This is a genomic window from Parasutterella secunda (genome assembly GCF_023336895.1).
In the GTDB taxonomy this organism is placed as follows: domain Bacteria; phylum Pseudomonadota; class Gammaproteobacteria; order Burkholderiales; family Burkholderiaceae_F; genus Aphodousia; species Aphodousia faecalis.
In genome coordinates this window covers 16,198-36,047 of sequence record NZ_JAMBLT010000006.1, presented here as the reverse complement: position 1 = coordinate 36,047, position 19,850 = coordinate 16,198, and the positions used below count along the sequence as shown (strand labels likewise).

At 38.7% G+C, this 19,850-nt stretch carries 12 protein-coding genes; 11 read left to right on the top strand and 1 reads right to left on the bottom strand.

Annotated features, from left to right (window positions below; translation table 11 throughout):
* The first annotated feature begins 140 nt into the window (after positions 1 to 140).
* The 7 genes from M3080_RS06255 to M3080_RS06225 all read left to right on the top strand — a co-directional run bounded on the left by M3080_RS06255 (position 141) and on the right by M3080_RS06225 (position 8,171).
* On the top strand, positions 141 to 917 hold the full coding sequence (locus M3080_RS06255) for a ParA family protein (RefSeq protein WP_249092348.1): 777 nt from the start codon (positions 141 to 143) through the stop codon (positions 915 to 917).
* 32 nt (positions 918 to 949) lie between these two features.
* Complete coding sequence (locus M3080_RS06250) at positions 950 to 1,876, top strand: ParB/RepB/Spo0J family partition protein (protein WP_249092347.1); 927 nt, start codon at positions 950 to 952, stop codon at positions 1,874 to 1,876.
* Positions 1,877 to 1,886: 10 nt separating this feature from the next.
* Positions 1,887 to 2,144, top strand: a complete 258-nt coding sequence (locus M3080_RS06245; RefSeq protein WP_249092346.1) for a helix-turn-helix domain-containing protein — start codon at positions 1,887 to 1,889, stop codon at positions 2,142 to 2,144.
* 212 nt (positions 2,145 to 2,356) lie between these two features.
* Entirely contained in the window at positions 2,357 to 4,849 is a 2,493-nt protein-coding gene (gene mobH / locus M3080_RS06240; protein WP_249092345.1) for a MobH family relaxase, read from the top strand.
* 8 nt (positions 4,850 to 4,857) lie between these two features.
* Positions 4,858 to 6,756, top strand: a complete 1,899-nt coding sequence (traD, locus tag M3080_RS06235) for a conjugative transfer system coupling protein TraD (RefSeq protein WP_249092344.1) — start codon at positions 4,858 to 4,860, stop codon at positions 6,754 to 6,756.
* A 48-nt stretch (positions 6,757 to 6,804) separates the two neighbouring features.
* On the top strand, positions 6,805 to 7,365 hold the full coding sequence (locus M3080_RS06230; RefSeq protein WP_249092343.1) for a hypothetical protein: 561 nt from the start codon (positions 6,805 to 6,807) through the stop codon (positions 7,363 to 7,365).
* Positions 7,366 to 7,541: 176 nt separating this feature from the next.
* Positions 7,542 to 8,171 carry an IncC plasmid conjugative DNA transfer DtrJ family protein gene (locus M3080_RS06225; RefSeq protein WP_249092342.1) on the top strand — a complete coding sequence of 210 codons (630 nt, stop codon included), beginning with the start codon at positions 7,542 to 7,544 and terminating at the stop codon, positions 8,169 to 8,171.
* A 293-nt stretch (positions 8,172 to 8,464) separates the two neighbouring features.
* On the opposite strand, the gene M3080_RS06220 is transcribed toward M3080_RS06225, so the two are convergent.
* Complete coding sequence (locus tag M3080_RS06220; protein WP_249092341.1) at positions 8,465 to 9,043, bottom strand: hypothetical protein; 579 nt, start codon at positions 9,041 to 9,043, stop codon at positions 8,465 to 8,467.
* Positions 9,044 to 9,464: 421 nt separating this feature from the next.
* Between M3080_RS06220 and M3080_RS06215 the strand changes: the two genes are divergently transcribed.
* Genes M3080_RS06215 through M3080_RS06200 form a run of 4 tightly spaced genes read left to right on the top strand, consistent with a single transcriptional unit; the run spans position 9,465 to position 19,245 of the window.
* On the top strand, positions 9,465 to 10,970 hold the full coding sequence (locus M3080_RS06215; RefSeq protein ID WP_249092340.1) for a hypothetical protein: 1,506 nt from the start codon (positions 9,465 to 9,467) through the stop codon (positions 10,968 to 10,970).
* Between the two features lie 16 nt (positions 10,971 to 10,986).
* Positions 10,987 to 13,047: a coiled-coil domain-containing protein gene (locus tag M3080_RS06210; RefSeq protein ID WP_249092339.1), complete on the top strand. Its 2,061-nt coding sequence runs from the start codon at positions 10,987 to 10,989 to the stop codon at positions 13,045 to 13,047.
* Positions 13,044 to 14,045 carry a hypothetical protein gene (locus tag M3080_RS06205; protein WP_249092338.1) on the top strand — a complete coding sequence of 334 codons (1,002 nt, stop codon included), beginning with the start codon at positions 13,044 to 13,046 and terminating at the stop codon, positions 14,043 to 14,045. The genes M3080_RS06210 and M3080_RS06205 overlap by 4 nt, the downstream gene beginning before the upstream one ends.
* 13 nt (positions 14,046 to 14,058) lie before the next feature.
* Positions 14,059 to 19,245: a DEAD/DEAH box helicase gene (locus M3080_RS06200; protein ID WP_249092337.1), complete on the top strand. Its 5,187-nt coding sequence runs from the start codon at positions 14,059 to 14,061 to the stop codon at positions 19,243 to 19,245.
* Positions 19,246 to 19,850: the final 605 nt, after the last annotated feature.

The following is a 19,850-nucleotide window of genomic DNA, read 5'->3' as shown; positions in this document are numbered from 1 at the left end:
TGAAAAGACTACTTCGAAGATTGTACAGAATAGCAAATAATTTTATAAAAATCTGTTTTAAATAATCGATATTCAATCTCATAATATGATATAGTGACTGCTGTTTATAAATGTATGAACCGATATTATCGGAGTCAGTTATGCCTATACGCATTGCGTTTGCCAACCAAAAAGGTGGGGTTGGTAAATCTACGATTTGCACACAAGTTGCTTTTCAGCTTGCGATCAAAGAAAAAAAGAAAGTTCTTGTAGTTGATATGGATGCCCAAGGCAATACAACTACCGTTCTTTTAAAAGGCCAAGAGCTTACTGGCACTAGAACCGTCCAGCTGTTTGATGAAAACTTAGACAAAGTTGAAGCGACGGAAACGGAATACGGGATTGATTTAATTGGATCCCCCAAAAATGACCGTGAAGGTTACGATGCCGAATCCTTACCAATTAGTGCAGCCCTCGTCCCCCGTTCAAATTTGGAACGTATTTGGGATCAATATGACTACGTTTTAATAGACTGTCCACCTTCCTTGGGTCGTAAACTTCTTTCAGCATTGAACGCAACTAAGTACGTTCTCTGTCCAGTGAAATTATCCGGATTTGCTGTTGATGGTTTGGAAGGTCTGTTCATGACAATTTTTGATGTCAAAGAACAAATTAACCATGAACTGGAAGTTTTGGGCATTCTGATTAATGAATACGACCAATCGGCGGCACACAACAAGGCCCTGGCTGGAGTTAAGGAAGCCATGGATGATATGGTCTTTGACAACTACTTGCGTCATCGTCCTCCGTTGGATAGTGCGACGATGGAAGGCGAACCTATTTGGCGCGTCAGAAATGGCAAACGAGCTGCAGAAGAAATGCAGGCTGTGGTCAAAGAAATGATTAAACGAATTAAAAAAATTGAAAGCGGGAACTAAAAATGCCGATTGACTTTAAAAACCTTAAGGAAATGAGAAAGCGAATCGAGTCGGTTAGCAAAGAAGAATTGCGTAACTTAGAAATCGATTCTGTCGTTACCCGTGAACAAGTCCGCAAGCAATTTAAAAAAATTGAAGAGCTTGCCAACAGTATTAAAGAAATTGGCTTGCAGCAGCCGATTATTGTTGAACCCGCCAACAAGGAAGGCAAATTCATTATTGTTCAAGGCGAACGTCGCTATCGCGCCTGCAAACAACTGGGGTTAAAGCATATTCCCGCAATCATTCGTAAGGCTCCAGAAGATGAAAAGCAAAGAGTGCTTGCTCAGTTAACCGAAAATCTTCAACGTGATGATATGGATCCGTTTGAAGTTTCTGCAGCGATGCATCTCTTAAAAGATAACGGTGTTGCATCAGTTGATATTGCTAAACGATTAGGAAAAAGCAAGACATACGTTAGTCGAATGATGTCGCTTTCATTAGTTTCTGACAATTTGAAGAACATAGCAAAGGCTAAGGGCGTCGATAGTGCGGATGTTTTAATTGCTATGGGTGAGTCAGAACGCAAATACGGTCAAGAATTTTTAACCAAACTCGAAAAATTGGAACAAGTCACGCGTGCTGATGTCCGTGAAATAGCGCAGGCTATTGAAACAAAACAAAATAAAGAAACAGGTAAAAAACCTGGAGAGAAAAAGTCTAGTCACGAGCCAACAACAAAAGAGTCCAAGGAGAAGGCCCAAAAGGGAGAAAAACTTCCTGTGGGCGCTACCTATGTCGAAAAAGGCCAGGTAGTTGTCAGCGTGTCGGTCGTTTTAAACGGACAATCCCCTGTTGGCGGATACATTCATCCCCATGCAATTTGCAAGGATAAAAACAACGTTTGTGTAGTGGTGAATGGAAAAGTGCACGTGGTTTCTGTAGAAGATGTTGTGATGTTGGGCACTACTGTTATCTGAGGAGTTTGTCATGTCAGTCAAAATTCCTTGGCCTCCTAAGGACTACACACAACTCGTGGCTCTTGTCAGGATCATTGTAAAAGAGGGCGAAAAAGCCTCCATGCCTGTATTTCAGGAGCAATTAGGAATTTCAAAATCAACAATAAATCGCTACTTACGAGTACTACGTGAAGTCTTTGGCGTGAAAATATACTTCGTGCGTAAAAATCGAACAGGTTATTACGTTGTGGAAGATTACGGTGCATTCAATCCTGAGTGGTTTGAATAGTGTCCTAAATTTTTAATATTTAAAAAATGCTCTCTATAAAAATATGGGGAGCATTTTATTTGAGTTTTGCCGGCAAAACTTTTCTAAAAATGTAGTCTAAAGCTACCAATTCAAAAAATTAGTTTTACGTCAGAAATTCTTGACTTATTAACCCAAATATCAAGTATTTCAATTGAGACAATATTGCCCGTTTTCATTTTTTGAAGTTGAAAATGGGATTCTTTGCACAGTTATTGCGTCATCTTTCGTTTAAGTCGGTTCCGGTTGAACAACCGACAGCACAAAACGACGTAGCTCGACAAGTTTTTAGTTTTGCTGACGTTGCGCACACGGAAGAAATTAAATTAGATGACAATACCTACCCAACAAGGGAAGCTCCTGTACCAGTGGTCAGCGTTGATGATGTTATCAAAAGTCAAGGGCGCCTGATTCAGTCGATTAAAAGATCGATTCCACTTAGTAGTGACGAGTGTGACGAGTTGCTGTTTCCAGTGATCTACAACTTGGGAGAACTCGTTCACTTAATTCCAGCCTCAAGTTTTTACCACCATAAAGGACGGGGCGGTCTATTCAGGCATTCGCTCGAAGTAGGGCTTTACAGCATTAATATCGCAAAAACTCATATCTTCGGTAATGGACAATCAGCTGAGGAAAACTTTAAAAACACAGGTCGATGGTATTTGGCTTGTTGTCTGGCAGGACTCTTGCATGATGTGGGTAAGGTACTCACCAGTGTGACAGTCACCGGGAAAGAAGGCCAGACAGTCTGGCACCCATTATCAGAATCTATTGTTCAATGGGCTGAACGTGAAGGGATTGCCAGTTACAACATTGCTTGGAACACCAAAGCTGATATGTATGAGCTTCATATGAAGGCCACTCCCCTATTCTTCTGGAATCTCGTAGGCTTGCCAACCAGAAAGTATCTCGAAGAAGCTAATTCGCTAATGCTGATGTCAGAACTCGTTAAGGCTCTCTCTGGAGAGACAGACTCTCAAATGCTCATTCCTAATCTTGTGAAAAAGGCTGATGCCCGCAGCACGCAATTGGATATCGAGTATCAGAATAAATCGAAAGTCAATCCAGGCGTTGACACGCCTATTTGCTCAATCATCGAAGGCATTATCACAACAATTATTGAAGAAAATCATTGGGAGGCAAACCAGTTTAGTTCAGAAGGTAAGCTCCTCTCCCCGCTTCTTGTTACGTCTCTCGGTGTATTCCTCGTTTGGAAAATAGCCTACTTGGATATTGTGAAAGAACTGGATAAGCGAGGCATTGGATCTGTTCCCAGAAATGCCGATATTTTGGCTGAAAAGCTCTGTGAGGGTGGCCTGTGTGAATTCAATAAAACAGAGGAAGTCAACCGTTTTATTTGGAAAGTTGTGCCGGCTGCTTCAATTTCAGGAGTAGATCCTTTAGATGCAAGAATATTGCAACCGCAAGGCGAAAGTTTCAATGAGTCTGGCTTTGAAAATGGGGAGCAAAAAGAGACTTTCTTGACGGACGAAGAAAAAGCAGAACTTAATGCTGAACTCAATCAGGAGATGAGTTCCTATATTGGAAACGTAGACGAGATTTCAGAGTTTCAGGCAGAAGAGTCAGAAGAATTAGAAAATGGAATCAATGACAGTCCGGGCAAACTTCGATCTATTGAATTTAATTTCCTTTTGTGTTTACGTTTAGCAGATGACTCCAATGTCTTTGCGCATGTTAAGCGACCAAGCTGCACGTTGGCTGTCGTTAAAGGTGTCCCGGTTGATGCTGATGAAGCTCTTCGATGGATCGAACTCACGAAATGCGCGCTACCGGAGGGCTGCAATTCGAATGCGGCTGAAGAAAATAAGGTGAATTTTATTGTCTCACAGGTCATTAAGCCTGTCGCCATAGTTACACAGAAAGAAAAAGAAGGTATTGAAAAGCCTGAATTGGTGGCTAAACACGTTAAAAACGTTGAGGATGCTTTGTCAAAAAGTGAACTTCCTAAGAGCACAGAGTGCGCCGATAAAACAAGCGAATCAAAGCCACAAGAAAAACTTTTTACGGAGCAGAAAGAGCCGAAAGACAATAAAAAGAAGAAATCATGTACTCATTCTTTGCAAAAAAATACGAAGTCTGAGACGAAGAAAAAGTCAGTTAAGGGGATGTGTATAAAAGTGCCAGAAGTTGATGAAAAGTTTTGCCGGCAAAACTCGTCAACCGAAAAGCAAATTTCAGGTAAGGAAGAAAAACCTCTGAAATCTTCCAATCATAAGAAAAGGTCTAAGGAGAATCAGCCGATTAAAACAAGAAGTCACGACATTGAAAAGAAAGCTTCTCAGGAGGAGGCTACGAATAAGAGCACGCAGACTAATAAAAGGTCATCTGAAAACCAAAAAGACTTTAAAGACACGGTTGCCGGACAACGTGTTGAGCGCAAAAAGGCACAGTCCTCTGAATCTTTAAAACCATCCAAAGGAGAACAGATTTTTGAGGTCCTTGCTTTAGGGCTAGTTAAGCAACTAAAAGCCGGGAAGGGACCCATGCTTTCCAATGTCGTATTGGAAGATGGTGAAAGAAAAACAAACGATGACGTGATTGCTCAGGTGCTTGCTGCAAAAGATTTGAGTTTGGATGGTTTTGTAACCTATCTTGAGCGATCTCCTGATCCCCTACTCCGCGCGGATCGTGCAGCTCATCAATTTTGTTTACGTATAAAAGACTGAAAAAGATAATGGCTAAATTTGATAATTTGAAATATTCCCTCACTTGGCGTCCTAACTATGAACTCTATCAGGTGTTGGTGATGCTCTCAGGCGCTCTCTTTTATCTTCTCTATGGATTTTTCAATCCTGGGGTTCAAACACCGGTCATGATTATTGCGAGTATTTTTGTTCTATTTGCAATGATAAAAATACCTGCGGCTTATAAGGTTTGGCAACGGCAAAGTCTTTTAGCGGGTCACGACCTTAATTTCGTCTCCATTGAAAAAGTTCGTCAGTTTGTTTTATCTAAAAAGCACCCTGATGTGTGTTGGTTAGGCTATGGATTTAAATGGATGCCTCGCCATACACAAGAGCTCTGTGAGGCTCTAAAACGTAATTGGGCAGAGTTTGGAAGAACGCCTAAGGGGATTCTTCAAACGTTAGCCTTTAAAGATGCTGAGGTTATTTCTGAGCACGTTGGGCAAACATGGATTCATGGGTTGGAGCCTAAGGAAAGCAAGATTTTGCAAAAGCTCAGTCATATGGATGGTCACACCATGATTTTTGGAACTACTGGTTCCGGGAAAACCCGATTTTTCGATCTTTTAATTACTCAAGCAATTTGCCAAGGTGATTCCATCATTATTTTGGATCCTAAGGGTGATATAGATTTGATGAATAATGCCAAACGGTCTTGTGAAGCTTTAGGTAGAGCTGATGCTTTTGTTAAGTTTCACTTGGCGCATCTTGATGAGTCCAGCCGTATCAATCCTCTTGCGAACTGGTCTAATGCAACGGAAGTGCCGTCTCGTGTTTCTTCCATCATGCCGACAACCGGAAGCTCCGCCCCCTTCACCAACTTTGCCTGGTCAGCCATGAATTCCATCGTGCATGCCATGGTGCTCTGCGGAGATAAACCGACTCTCAAACGTCTTAGAGCCTACATTGAAGGAGGAGTTGAAACACTCACAGCTCGCTCCATCATAATGTGGATGAAAACGGTTTATAAGGAAAATGCACAGAAGGTCATTGATGAGGTGGTCAAAGACTTTAGACCTAATTCGAAAAAGTACACCGAACGTTTGGTGAGTCACTACAAAACAGCCATGCGTCTTAAACATCATTCGACAGTTTTGGACGGTATTATCGATTTGCTTGAGCACGATGCAGAGCACTACTCCAAGATGATTACCTCCCTTTTGCCGATTCTTAATAAATTGACATCCGGTCAGTTGGGTGATGCCCTCTCCCCTCCTAACGAAGAGGAGGCGGCTTTGCATGAGTATCGAGATTTTGGTGAAATGATCGGAAAAGGCTGCGTGGTTTATGTGGGGCTCGATATGCTTTCCAATGCAGAAGTGGGAGGCGCCTTGGGAGCAATGTTTATAGCCGACCTCACGGCCGTGGCCGGTTCCATCTATAACTTCCAAGGTAAAAGTGGCCGGCGTATTGATGTGTTTGTAGACGAAGCTAATGAAATTGCAAACGATGGATTTATTCAGCTTCTCAATAAAGGCCGTGGCGCCAATTTCCGCTTGTTTGTTGCGACGCAAACGTTCGCTGACTTTTCCGTGAGAACTGGCTCAAGCAGCAAGGCCACTCAAGTTTTCGGCAACTTAAACAATATTTTTACGTTACGAAGTCAGGATCCGGAAACGCAGAAGTTTTTCTGCGCTCGTATGCCTAAAACAAAGATTCGTTATGTTGCTCAAGACCAGGGACAAAGTACCTTAGCCCATGAACCGATTTTGATGGGAGGCTCGACAGGAGAACGCTTAGTGGAAGAAGAATCGGAGCTGGTGCCGCCTGAAGTTTTAGGTCTTCTTCCCAATTTAGAATATTTTGGCGTGATCTCCGGAGGCTATGTTGTCAAGGGGCGCGTCCCAATTCTTTATAGCGAAGAAGAAAAAGATAGAATTAAATCTTAAGGCTAAGAATTTAGAAAGTTTTGCCGGCAAAACTTTTGAGGTTGGATAATGAATAAAAATATCCTTGATGAATTCTGGGTTGACTGGGATAACAAGCAATGGTGTGAGAAGAAAAAAGCGATGAGCAAAGTCGCGCTTTGTCTTATGGAAAATATTCCATCTTCGGAAGATTTAATGAACTTACGACTTAAATTAAAAAATCTTCGCGATACAGAGGATAGGAGTTTAATTACGCCGAACATAGAATCCAATGAAATTGCGTTTGAAGAATTTGCTCGAGAGCGTGTTGGGGTACATTCCTCTAATTCAACTATGGAAAGACCCTCCGCTGAAGCTAGAGCCTGGCGAAGGAAACATGACGATGGTGAAATCACAATTTCAGAGTATGCAGAAGGAATGCAGACAGTTCCAAGAGGTACTGTTCCAATTGTTTTAGATGCCTTTTGGGCTGATTGGAATTCAAAAAGTTTGGAAGAACAACTTCATTTGGTTATGGCAGCTCTTGGCTGTCCAAGAAAAGGGGTGACCTCTGGAATAGATATTTTGAATCTTGGCGCCTATGTCCTTGATGTTGAGGAAAAGTTGGGTTGTCGCTTGCCAGAGTTTTAGAAATTAATCAGAAGGTAAACATTCATGTAAAGAGTTTTGCCGGCAAAACTCAATAGGTTGTCTAAAACTGCTTTAATTGAATTAAGTAGAGAACCGCATAAGATACGATTCCCCTTCTTGGTAGGAAATAAAGTTATTCCTCGCCTACTCGTTTCAGAACAACGAAAGGGAAAGTAATGAATAAGGGAATCGTGATCGGCATTTCAGTGATGGTGGTTGAGTTTTTTATTGCCGTCTTGCTACTCTCTCCTTCATACATCCAGTCCGCGGCTAAAACAGAATCTCGATTGGTGAAGAATGCATTTGGTACTGAAAGTTCATACTACGTCATTCAAAAAGCTAATCACTGGTACGAAGAATTTGTTGTCAAAAATAATGTTGAGGAAAATCTCGTAAATTATCTGTTGCCTACCGCTTATGAGCGTACAAATTCTCTGGGCATGTTAGAAGTGGGACGAATATTGGATAACCCAGTTTATGAACGAGTCGAAGCTCTTTTGGACTTGATTTATTGGTTTTTTAGACGAATGGCACTGTTTGCAATGTGGTTGCCAATTTCTATACCCGCCTTATTGGCAGCAGCAGCTTATGGCTTGCTTGAGAGACAAATAAAGCGAACGAATTTTTCATATACATCGCCAACTGTACTTCGTTATTCATGGAGAGCGTGCGGTTTATTGACTATTGGTTTCTTTGTTTTATTTTTAATGCCATTTGCAATTCCACCAATACTGATACCTTTCATAGTGAGTTTTGTGATGTTGGCAATGGGTATCAGTTTGAGTCATTTGGCCAAGAAAATTTGATGAAAAGTTTTGCCGGCAAAACTGTTGCCGATTAGGTTTTACCAGCGTAGTGCCGCGATATGTTTATTTGATCAAATTTCAGTCTGATAAAAAGGTCTGACCCAGCATTTCATGTTGGGTCTAAAACCAGTTACGCTGACTTTGATAACGTAAATTATTTTTTAATTCGAATACAGAACTAATGCAATGATTGCTTTGTTGGGCTGAACAGTTACGAAAAAGGGGAGGGGAGCGGTAAAAAATCTTTCGCTTGGGCTAACAATAAATTTTGCCGGCAAAACAGATTGTGCTGGTTATGGAAAATATTGTTTAAATTTTCCACAATCAAGAATTATTCTTTCAGGCTCCATATTCCAATCTTCTTCATATACTCGATCACCGTACCACCCCCAGCCGCCTTGTTTGCCAAAGTCACAATATGTTTTCATTAAATGCGAAATAAAAGCATCCCGGTCGACAACAAGATCGTAGTGATAATCCACTTGAGCACTTCTGGCTTCAATTTGAAGTTGTAAAAGTTTACAGGAAAGTGTCCAAACCTTGAAGATGGTTATTCGTCCTTCTTCATTAACTTTCCAGATTTTGACATCATCATCGTCACCATTTATTAACAGTGCTCGGTTGAAGTAGTGGAGTTCTGGCACAGGATCAAAGGTCTCACTGCACTGCAAATGAATTTGATATTGACGTCTTGATCGCCCCGTTTCTTTCCATGTAACAATCTCGTGATCCTCGTATAGTTCCTCATTAATAGAAATGTTCCATTTCCACCAGCCAACATTGATCTTTTGAGTCTTAATTTCTAGCGAAGCAGGCATTAATGGGACATAGGGAGGTTCTTCTCTTTGAGGAATGTTGTAACTATCGCACATGGTAAATTTCCTCCATTAACTCTTTTAATCATTAGATCAAAACCTACTTCAGAATAAGAAGCAGGTAGTTTGTTTTTTGTGCTTCACAAACTGAAAGAATCACTGGACCAATATTGACGAAAAGAACCTTTGTAAGAAGTTAAAAGTTCTAAAAATTTGTCTTTATCAAACATTACGTAACCTGTGAAAGCTGAATTGGATGCAACGAATGTTATAACAGAAAAGGTGCAGTAGACACTTGACAAAAAAATATTTTAAGACTTCACAAATTGAAGGAAGATTTCGTATTTTAGAAAAAAAAGTCAAAAAATATGAAACGAACTGTTTAGCAGGCTAAGCCACATTGAAGAAATTTGCCTATTCAACATGAAAATTAAATGTTATTCTGTCATCTAAATCACCATAACGTAATAGGGTAGTGATGAGCAATGAAGCAAAATTTCGTAACGAGACACGTTGGGAAACGCGGACGGCGTATTCGTTATCAAAAAATTATCCCTCAGGTATCCGAATGGACTCGGAGTTATTGCGTTGTCCTTGTTGCCATCAGCTCCTAAGCCTTGTTTGCGCTTATAACAAGGTTCCTTATTTTAGACATCCTTCAGCAGAAGAAGATAAGAGTTGTGCATTAAGAGCGCAGTCCTATTCGTTGTATGGTTTTTATGCAGGAGAACGTGAATTTCCATTAAAAATTGAAATTGAGAATAAAAAAGTTCAATTTTTAATGGGATTTTTCAAGGTAAGCGACGAGCTTTTAAAGATCGGTTTTAAATTTAGTCTTGAAGTAGAAACAGAAAATCAAGACTGGGAGACAAAAAAATTTAGCTCAGATCGTCTTTTTTATTCAACAACGACATATTTGGGAATTGGACGGCGTCCTCCAGTCAGTGTCATTGTGAATTCACCGGAAGAAACTGAATGGCCGGAAAGTAGAAAAGGAGTGAAGCAGACAGGTTCCTTATTTGATGCTCATTCAGGGAAATTATTACCCAATGACGCGGATGTAGAGGTAGGGAAAGAATATTTTTTACTGCTCAAATCAGGGGAGTTGAGAAAAAATCGCTATCGTTTTGCTGTAAGCATAGATAAGAAAGAAATTGATTTAAATGGTTGGGATCTGATTGTGTGCAAAGCAGACAAACCAACTATAAGCGCAGCAAATTTCTTCTTTGAATATTCGGCTAACTTAACAGATAGACCGGTATCAATTACTCCTGTTTGGCCGCTAACAACAAGATCTTCATACGAAATAAGTTCTGGATCAAAAGTAATTTATATCGCTTTTACAGGTGATGTACGATCAAAAATCCAACCCGATGGCTGCTTCTTAGAGTTGGATAGCAACAAGAACATAAACAACCCGTTACATAGTGTTTTTGAGATAAAAACAGTATTTAGGCCTGTAATTTCGCTGGGTAGAAGTAACTTAATTAAATTTGTGCAGGTTGTTTATAAGCCACAAGAAGAAACTCCAAGGCTTTTTATTGCAGATTTAAATTTTCGTGATATTGATGGCAATGAGATAACTGAAGATGTATTGCATGAAAGTTTAAGGAAAGATATTTTGATTTGTACAACAAATATCAATCTGAAGTATGAGATTTATAAAGATCGAGCACTTATTGCAATCGGAGATATTCAATCTAATGTAGAAAATAAGATTGATCTTCTCAGAGGGCAAACTATTAAAGTTTTCAATGGAAAAGATCTTCAGAAAGAACTTTGCATAAAGGGTTTGAAAAGGGCAAAAGCAAAAACAAATTCTGACAATGACTTTACCGACCAGAGAATCTATTCAATGGCGCCCTTAAACCAGGTTTCGCCATTAACAGCGATGGCCTATAGAAAAAAATTTCCAAATGAAATCAAAGAATTTTGGAAATTAAAAGGTATATCAACGGTTCAAGTTTACAAACTTATAAAGTAATATTTGGAGACTTAAAATGATTGAGCATTACACATCACTGTGTGTATACAGAGAAGAATTAATAGAAGATGGGTCCATGCAGAAATTTTTCGATCCGATTTCCGACATTGAATCAGATAAATTATTTGATATAAGCCAAATGAGAGATATGTATGGACTGCGATGTTCACGTTTATTTTTAGTATATAAAGCAAATGTTCAGTTAAAAGATGGCTTATTTTATAAAGTAGAGTGGACCGTAAAGCCTATCGAAGAGCGTCCAAAAGGCTATCAAGAATTAATAAGTTGTTCTATTAGTACCGCACCTACAATAATTGAAATCAACAGTGACTATGCTCCGATGATTCAAAAAGGGGATGTGGGAACTTGCTTAGAACACTATAAGAAAATAAGTAATAAACCCATCTATCTTGCTAATTACATCTTCGCGGCACCGACAGTAAATTCTTCCAGATTTTCCGGTCTATTACTGAAATTTTCAGAACTAGATAATCAAACTCAAACTTTAAACTCTAATGTGTTTGTTACAAATAGAGTTGAATTGTCTGCTAGGGATTTATTTAGGCACGGAGAATTCACTTTATATAACCAAATGGAATTGCCCCCAACGTGTGAGACTATTTTTATCAAAAATCCAATCGAAGTAATTGCAAATGAACTTAAGCGCTGCGCGACATGGGCAAAGGTAAGAAATCTAACGACGCACAGTTACCACACTGAATTTAGAAACATATTACAGGCTATTGCACATGGTGGGTTTTATGAGAACTTATCAATGCAACTTGGTATGCCAGAGGATGAAATAAAAAAATATGAAGAATTAATTAAGTCTCAATTTTTTGCTTTACTCAGTTCGGAAAATCAATTCGCCAAAGATATTGACAGTTATGTTATGGGGGATGAGACAATCAAAAACGTCTTACTAGATCGCTTGCGTCAACAACTAATCGCTGAGCATCCGAATGTTCGACAAGATATCTTGAGTTTAGAAGATAAAAAGGTTACGTTGCAAAACGAAGTTAACGCACTTCAGGAAGAAATATCCAACAATGAGATAAAAGTAGAAGAACTTCGGTCAGAAGCCGATACTTATGAGAATTTAATTAAAAAGTCAGAAGAAAAATTTACTGCTATACAAACAGATATTTCAAGTTTTTTGAGTTCGATTCCTTTTGTTCAAAAAATGATAGAACCCAAAATAGAAGTAAATGAAGAAAAAAATGAAGTAAAAAATACAGTTCAAGAAGCATCAAAATATATCGTTGAAGAGGGTGCTTTAGTAGAAAGCGGGGATAGGTGTGAAGTTTTAAGTAATTTGGACGACTTGTCCGAAATTTTGAAAGATAATCTGGAATCAATCGGCGCTGCAAAAAATTTAACAGCGTCAATGGCAACATTGCTTATATCAAGTCTAATCCCTTCATCTAAACCTCTTCTCATTTTTGGTGCCGGAGCAAGAACTGTAGCAGATTGTTTGAGTGCTTCATTATTTAATCGAAGAGCGAATTATCTCTATTTAGAAAATGACGCAACATATCAGGATGCAATCAATGCGTTAACTAAATTTAAAGGCGACGGAATGGTTTTAGTGGACAATGTTCTTTTAAAACCATATTTTTGGCAATTAGTTGAAACACAAAAAATAAAGAATAACAAGGTAATCTACTCAGCAAATTTGCCCGAGGAGTTAAAACTTCTTCCAAAGAGTGCTTTCAAATATGTAAAACCGCTTTTGACAGACTTTTATATCGAGAACTGTGAATCAACAGAGTTATTTGGGGCCAGGATTGATATAACAAATCTATTTACAAAGAAAGTGGACGGAGAAACTCCGGCATGGTTCAAAAGGTTGGCGTTGCCAAAGGCTATTCAAATAGATGTCAAAAAGGAATTAGGTTTAGCAGAGACTTTTAAGTTTGAACCGAAACAAGTAAATACTTATCTATTCCATAGCACAGTTTTGCCATGGTATACGTTAGAAGACGATGTTGAAGAGCTTTCTAGTGTAGTTCAAGACGTAGATTTTGTTTTGAATAAACAAGAAATGATTAATCTCATTGAAAATAAGATGCTATGAGAGAAGTTTCTGAACTGTTAATTGAAATAAAAAACGGTTTGAATATTCCTAAAAGACCGCAGGAATCTGAGCAGGAACATCTTGCCCGGGTTGCTTACAGTCTCGCCGGTCGCTGGGCATTGGCTTCGTTAAGTGATACTAATTCAGAAGGAATAGCGGGATTTGTTTCTGTACATCACTTCAAAAAAGCATTTATTAATGTATTCCGTGCTATTAATCCGTCAGGATCAGACGATATCGATCTGAATAAAATGGCTGACTATATCTATGATCAGTACAGAAATGGAGGCTTTTATTATCAACAAGGTAAAACACTCTCGAATTCGGTCTATAAAGAATGTTCGCTCAATCAAGTTCTTTTACTTAGGGGTATGAGAGCAAGTGAATTGGTTTATATGTCGGGCTTAGGGCCATATAAAGTTAACTCAGCAAAACAATCAGATGATTTATCCAATTTTTGGGATTTAAAGTTAGATACCTTAAGGCCATTGCTTGAACATTATCTTCATACAGCACATTGGGAGCAATATCAAGGGAATGGGGCCTACGTTTCAATACTGGATATCAAAGCTTCTTTAAATGGTTTTAGGTGGAGTAGCGATGTTGACCAAGTCTCACTAGCTCGAACAACTGTTGAGCCTTACCGATATTTTTTAAGTAAAACTAAAAATATTGGTGCGATGAGTTACTTATTTGTTTCCTATCTGCCGGACTTTTTCAAAACTGAGCAAATATGGATAGACCTAGCATCTGCATTCATCCAAAATTACCATGGTCGGCTAAAGTGCAAGATATATCGAAGTGGAGACTATTATCTTTATAAAATGAACGAACTTCCCTTACCTCGTGAACTTCGTTCATTTTTAAACATTTATTCGTGGCCTTTGAAATACCTTTATCAGGATAACCAATCAAATTATTTGATAAAAAAAGAAATTATTGATTCTCTTATACCGTTGTTAGCTAAAAATTGCATAACTTTTGGAACCTATTCTTAAAAAGGGGATTATTGTGTCCGCTCAGTACACCGCCTGGAATATTCATGAACAAATTTTTTCAGAAATGAAAAAATATCTGATAGCTCAATATTTCAGCAAATCAGAGTTTTTAGCCCAAACAGTTCCGGAATTATTAGATGAGAAGGGCGGTCTTTATCGTTTGCCCTATATCGAATCAACGCCGTCTTATGTTCGAGTACCTGATGGGATACAACACTCTAAAGAATTACCTCAGTGGCTAAAAGACTATTTCTCACAATTAGCTTCACAAAAATTGGGTGTTTTTACTACGCCGTATCGGCATCAAATAGAGGCGCTAGAACTGGGGTTCCATGAAAAAGATTTCGTGGTTGCTACTGGAACAGGTTCTGGTAAAACAGAATGTTTTCTATGGCCGGTTTTGTCCAAATTAATAAATGAAGCAAGAAATAGCCCAAGAACTTGGGATCAAAGAGCAGTACGGGTGGTTGCACTCTATCCGATGAATGCTTTAGTCAGTGATCAGATAAGCAGATTGAGAAAAATTTTGGGTGATGAAGAGGGTAAATATCAAAGAATTTTTAGAGAGTTTTCTTCAAATATAGTTCGGTGTCCTCAGTTTGGGATGTATACGGGAAGAACCCCGTATCCCGGTAAAAAGCCTGATAGTGAAAAAGATAAGAAATTAGCCCAAACCTTATCTCACTTGACGGATATGGAAGATAAAGACTTCCAAAGAAGATTGAAAAAAGAAGGAAGATATCCGGCTAAAAGGGATTTGAAAGCATTTGTTGATAACTTATCGTCTGAAAAAATGTCTGATCGGCATCGGACATTTAATTCAGATGCTGAGATGTTGACTCGGTTTGAAATGCAGCGCTCAGCACCGGACATTTTAGTTACTAACTATTCAATGTTGGAATACATGCTTTTGAGACCAATTGAACAAACAATTTGGAATCAAACAAAAAAATGGTTAGCCGCTTCGCCCAAAAACAAGATTTTATTTGTGATTGATGAAGCCCACGTATATCGAGGAGCTGCAGGCGGCGAAGTCGCTCTGTTGTTCGAGCGTATGCTTCATTATTTAGGGGTTAAACGACATCAAGTCCAATTTATATTAACCACTGCCAGTTTACCCAGCGGCGAACTAAGCAGCGTACAAAAATTTGCTTCTGATTTAACGAATAGTGTCGATAAATTTCCAATTATTCTTGGAGAAAAACAAACTTATCTTCTGGATTTAAAAAAAGAAATACCTGTAAAAACCTTATTAAAAATCGATTTAGACTACAAAAAAGATGCCGAAGGCCAGTTGCTGTTTTTAATTAATTTCTGGCAGAGCGTGGATCGATCGATTCCAAAATGGAACTCTCTTGAAGAGGCCCAAAGTTGGCTATTTGACCATCTCTTAGAGTATGTTGATTTTCAGAAACTTTTACAGTTATGCCAAGGGAATGCTCTATCACTTTTGGAATTAGGTCAAAAACTCTATCCTCAATTATCTTTACCGGAAAGATTGAAAGCAATCAATGTGCTGTTAGACATTGCACCGCAAGCGATCGATAAAGAGGGTAATCGGTTATTTTCAGCACGATTACACATGTTTTTCCGAGGGATTAAGGGCTTATATGCTTGTTCCAATCCCAATTGCGAGGAAGCTCATGACATCGGTGGGATAAAATTGGGCAAATTATTTTTAAGTGACACATATCAATATTGCCCAGTGTGTCACCATAAAGTATTAGAACTGTACAACGACCGACGCTGTGGGGCTTTATTCTTTAAAGCTTATACGTATAAAAGTGCACTTTTAAGTGAAGAAGGATCCTTCATGTGGGATCAGCCTGGGGCTCATTTAAAAGAAGACTTAAAGGAAGTCTATTTCTACATACCTCCAACAGGTTATAAAGCTCCTCAGAACTCATCAAAGCATCCTTTGAATAAGTGTTATTTAGATACAACCAGTGGTTTTGTAAAAGCCAATGATGATAGTTGGTTGGGGAAGAAAGATGTTAGAGAGTTGTATTTCAGCGATTATCAAGATAGCGGTAAACCTGAAGTAATGACTTTTTACAGCTGTCCCCATTGTCAACATAAACTCCAAAGAAGAGAAATTACAAGTTTCGCTACCCGGGGTAATTTACCGTTTTATAACTTAATTCGATCTCAGTTCTTTCTACAGCCAGAAGTACCGGGTAAGGAAAATTTACTTAACAAAGGTAAAAAAGTCCTAGTCTTTTCAGATAGTCGTCAGCAGGCTGCAAAACTGGCACGAGATATGTCTGAATATGCAGACAATACAGCATTTCGACAATTAACTCTCCGGGCAATCAATAAAATGAAAATGGCTGGTGACGACTATACTCTTGAGGATTTGTATGGCTATACAGCATTAGAGGCTTATCTCAGTCAGCTTGATCTTTTTGAAGGGGAGAGCCGAGAAAATTTCGCAGTCCATGCTAAAAAAGAATATAACAGTTATGACAGGTATAGCCGTAATGGAAGAGAGAAACAATACCGTCCTGAGCCGAAAAGTCAATTTCCATTTGCATACGGAGTTGAGTTCCTAAAACTATTTTGCGGCACCTTTAATACGCTTTACGATTCTGCAATTTGTTGGTTAGAGCCAACTCCTGAAGTACTCGATATGATTATGGATGAGTTGGAATATCAGCATATTTCGGGGCTTGAAAAAGAAAAAATTATTGAACTGTTTAATCTGTGGTTTATTAATGTCTGTCAAGATTCTTTGGCATTAGGACAAGACATAAGTACTCAAGCTAGAGATGAGGTTCGAATTGGTTATCAATCTTGGGGTATCCAATCAAATAAGATATTTGAAGGTTTAGACACAAATCGAACCAAAATTCCAGAAAAAGATTTGAAAAAACTTGTGGAAATTTTCAAAGATTTACTGTTAGATATTGATACTAAGAATCAGAATTATTTTATTTCTCTTAGAAAAATTCGAGCATGTTTTGCAAAAGACCATCCGTGGTATCGCTGCGATGATTGTTCGGAAATATCAGCTTTCACGTGGAATAAGGCGTGTCCGCACTGCGGATCAGCAAATATTCATCGTATGGATGAGGATTCTCTTCATAAGATTGATTACTGGCGCAAACCGTTACTTGATTGCTTAGACGATAAATATCATATAAATCAGATAGATGTTGAGGAGCATACTGCTCAGCTGTCCCATAAAGAACAAAATTTGGATTTGTGGTCAAAAACTGAACAGTACGAATTACGTTTTCAAGACATTATTACAGAGCATGAGAAGCCGGTAGATGTATTAAGTTGTACAACGACGATGGAGGTCGGCATAGATATTGGTTCGTTAGTAGCGGTCGGATTGAGAAACATGCCGCCTAAACGTGAAAATTATCAGCAGCGAGCCGGTCGCGCGGGTAGACGGGGAACAAGTCTTTCAACAATTCTCACTTACTGTAGTGATAGTGCCCATGACTCTATTTATTTCAGAGATCCCTCTCCCATGGTTAGAGGAGACGCCAGAAAGCCTTGGATTGATGTCAACAACCCTACGTTGATTATGCGCCATTTATCTTTGATAGCTTTCCATGATTATTTTCTGCCGCAATCGATAGATATTGATCAGTATGGAGCTAAAGACTTCTTAATTGAAGACTTTGATGATTTTAAGCAATTTATTAATAAATGGAGAAAAGAGGATCACAGCAATCTAAAGAACCGGAAATTTATTCCCCAGGCCTGTGATTTTATGTTGGAAGGCCTAAATAATATCCGGGCACGTTTTAAAAAACATCCGGATTTGTTTGAGAATGACGTTTCTTTGCTTGATGTTTTATACCAAGACGGATTGGTGGCAACCTACTCATTTCCCAAAAACGTTGTTTCCATGAATATTGAAGATTGGAATGGGAAATTAACTCATAAAATCGAAAGAAGCTTGGATATAGCTATTAACGAATACGCACCAGGTCGTTCAATTGTTGTGGATAAACAAACCTATTTAATTGGAGGTATTTATAACCACACCAATCATAAGAAAGTGAATGAGGCTCAAAGTTACTTTAATGATGAGAACTACTTAAAACCAACGTATCGCTGTACCTCTTGTGGGTGGTTTGGCACAGACCACAATGCGGAAGAAAGTTGTCCCTTCTGTGGGAATAAGTCAATTGAGAGAATGCCGGATACTTTGAAACCTTGGGGATTTGCACCTAAAAATGGAAGATCGATTCCCAAAGTAAGGGCAGTAGAGGAATATTCTTATACAGGCATCCCCATGTATAGTACTTTGCCAGACGATAATGAAGTCATGGACGAAGTCATCGGATACAAAGGAATAAAAGTCGCTTCAAGAAAGAAACAACAGATTCTTCTACTAAATCCTGGTCCTAAAAACAAAGGGTTCCTAGTATGTACCAAATGTGGAGCAGCTGCTCCCGCAGATAGTGAAGAGTTTAGCGCTGATGTTTTACGTCCCTATCGAGGAAGTAGTGCGGTATGCAAACATACTCCGGTTCATGTAAATCTTGGATTTAATTTCACAACAGATATGATGGTGATGGAATTTATCCTCGATCACGAGTGCATGAATTTATCCCTCGAAAATAATCCGTGGAAAGATAGGGCGGCTTGTACATTGGCCGAAGCTTTAAGGATGGCGGCTTGCAAAATATTGGATATTGAATTTTCAGAAATCAACGCCGGTTATCGTTTTAGACATAATTCAAGTGGGGACTTTATTGATATCTTTATTTATGACAGTCTGTCGAGTGGTGCCGGTTATGCAACCTCACTGACAGATCAAGCTCAAATTTTATTAAAAGAGACAACAGAATTATTAAGCAAATGTTCCTGCGAGAGCGCCTGTTTTGATTGTTTAAAACATTATCAAAACCAAAGAGTTCATCATTTGTTAGACAGAAAATCAGCCTTAGATTTATTAAATTGGGCAAAAAACTCTTCATTGCCTGAAAGAAAGAGTGTCGATGAACAATTTGAATTACTAAAACCGTTGATCAACTATCTTGAAGGGAAAAACTACCATTTAATAAGAAGAGACAACCACATAATAATGATTGATGATCTTAAAAATGAAAAGATACTTGAGGTAATGCCGGCGATGCAGAAACGCCCAGTTAATGAAGGGGATTTTATATTTTTGAATGAAGGATATTTGAGATTTGCGTTACCCTTTGCTGCCAAAGAAATAGAAGAGCAAATTTAATCTTTTTGATAATTTTGTGTGCGAAAGGTCGGTCAGGGAAAAAGTTTTAAAACCCTGAGCGACTTTTCGTAATTAAAAATAAGAAAGGCATTTCGGATAATCTCAAATAACCGTCCATTAATCTCATATAAACGTCCGATATTCACTGGTTCTTTTTTATTCCGTATAACTCCATTAGTTTGAGAAGTATTTTGTCAGTGATTGGCTACTCATCTTTGAAAATTCGCTCCAACATCTCGTCCGAAAGATCCATTCGAGGCGTAAGCCAAATTTTGTCGCGGTGGCGAGAGCCTTACCTAGTTCTTTTTTTCGTTGAATTTTTGTATCTTGCGATAATTCAGTATCTTTGATCATCATCTTTTTGTAATTCGTCTTCCAGATAGTTATCTGTCAGATTGGGTGGGGTTGTCAATGCCTTTATTGAATATACGATACACTGAAAAAAGAGTTTTGCCGGCAAAACTTTGAAGACGTTTATTTTTGTGAAAGGTATTCGGATAATTTCAAGAAACTTATAGCTTCAATGTCCATTCAATTTTTGAATATAGTGCTCATGGAATTAAGGAGTCTTCTTTGTGCCTAAATGGGATTTTGGCTCAATACGC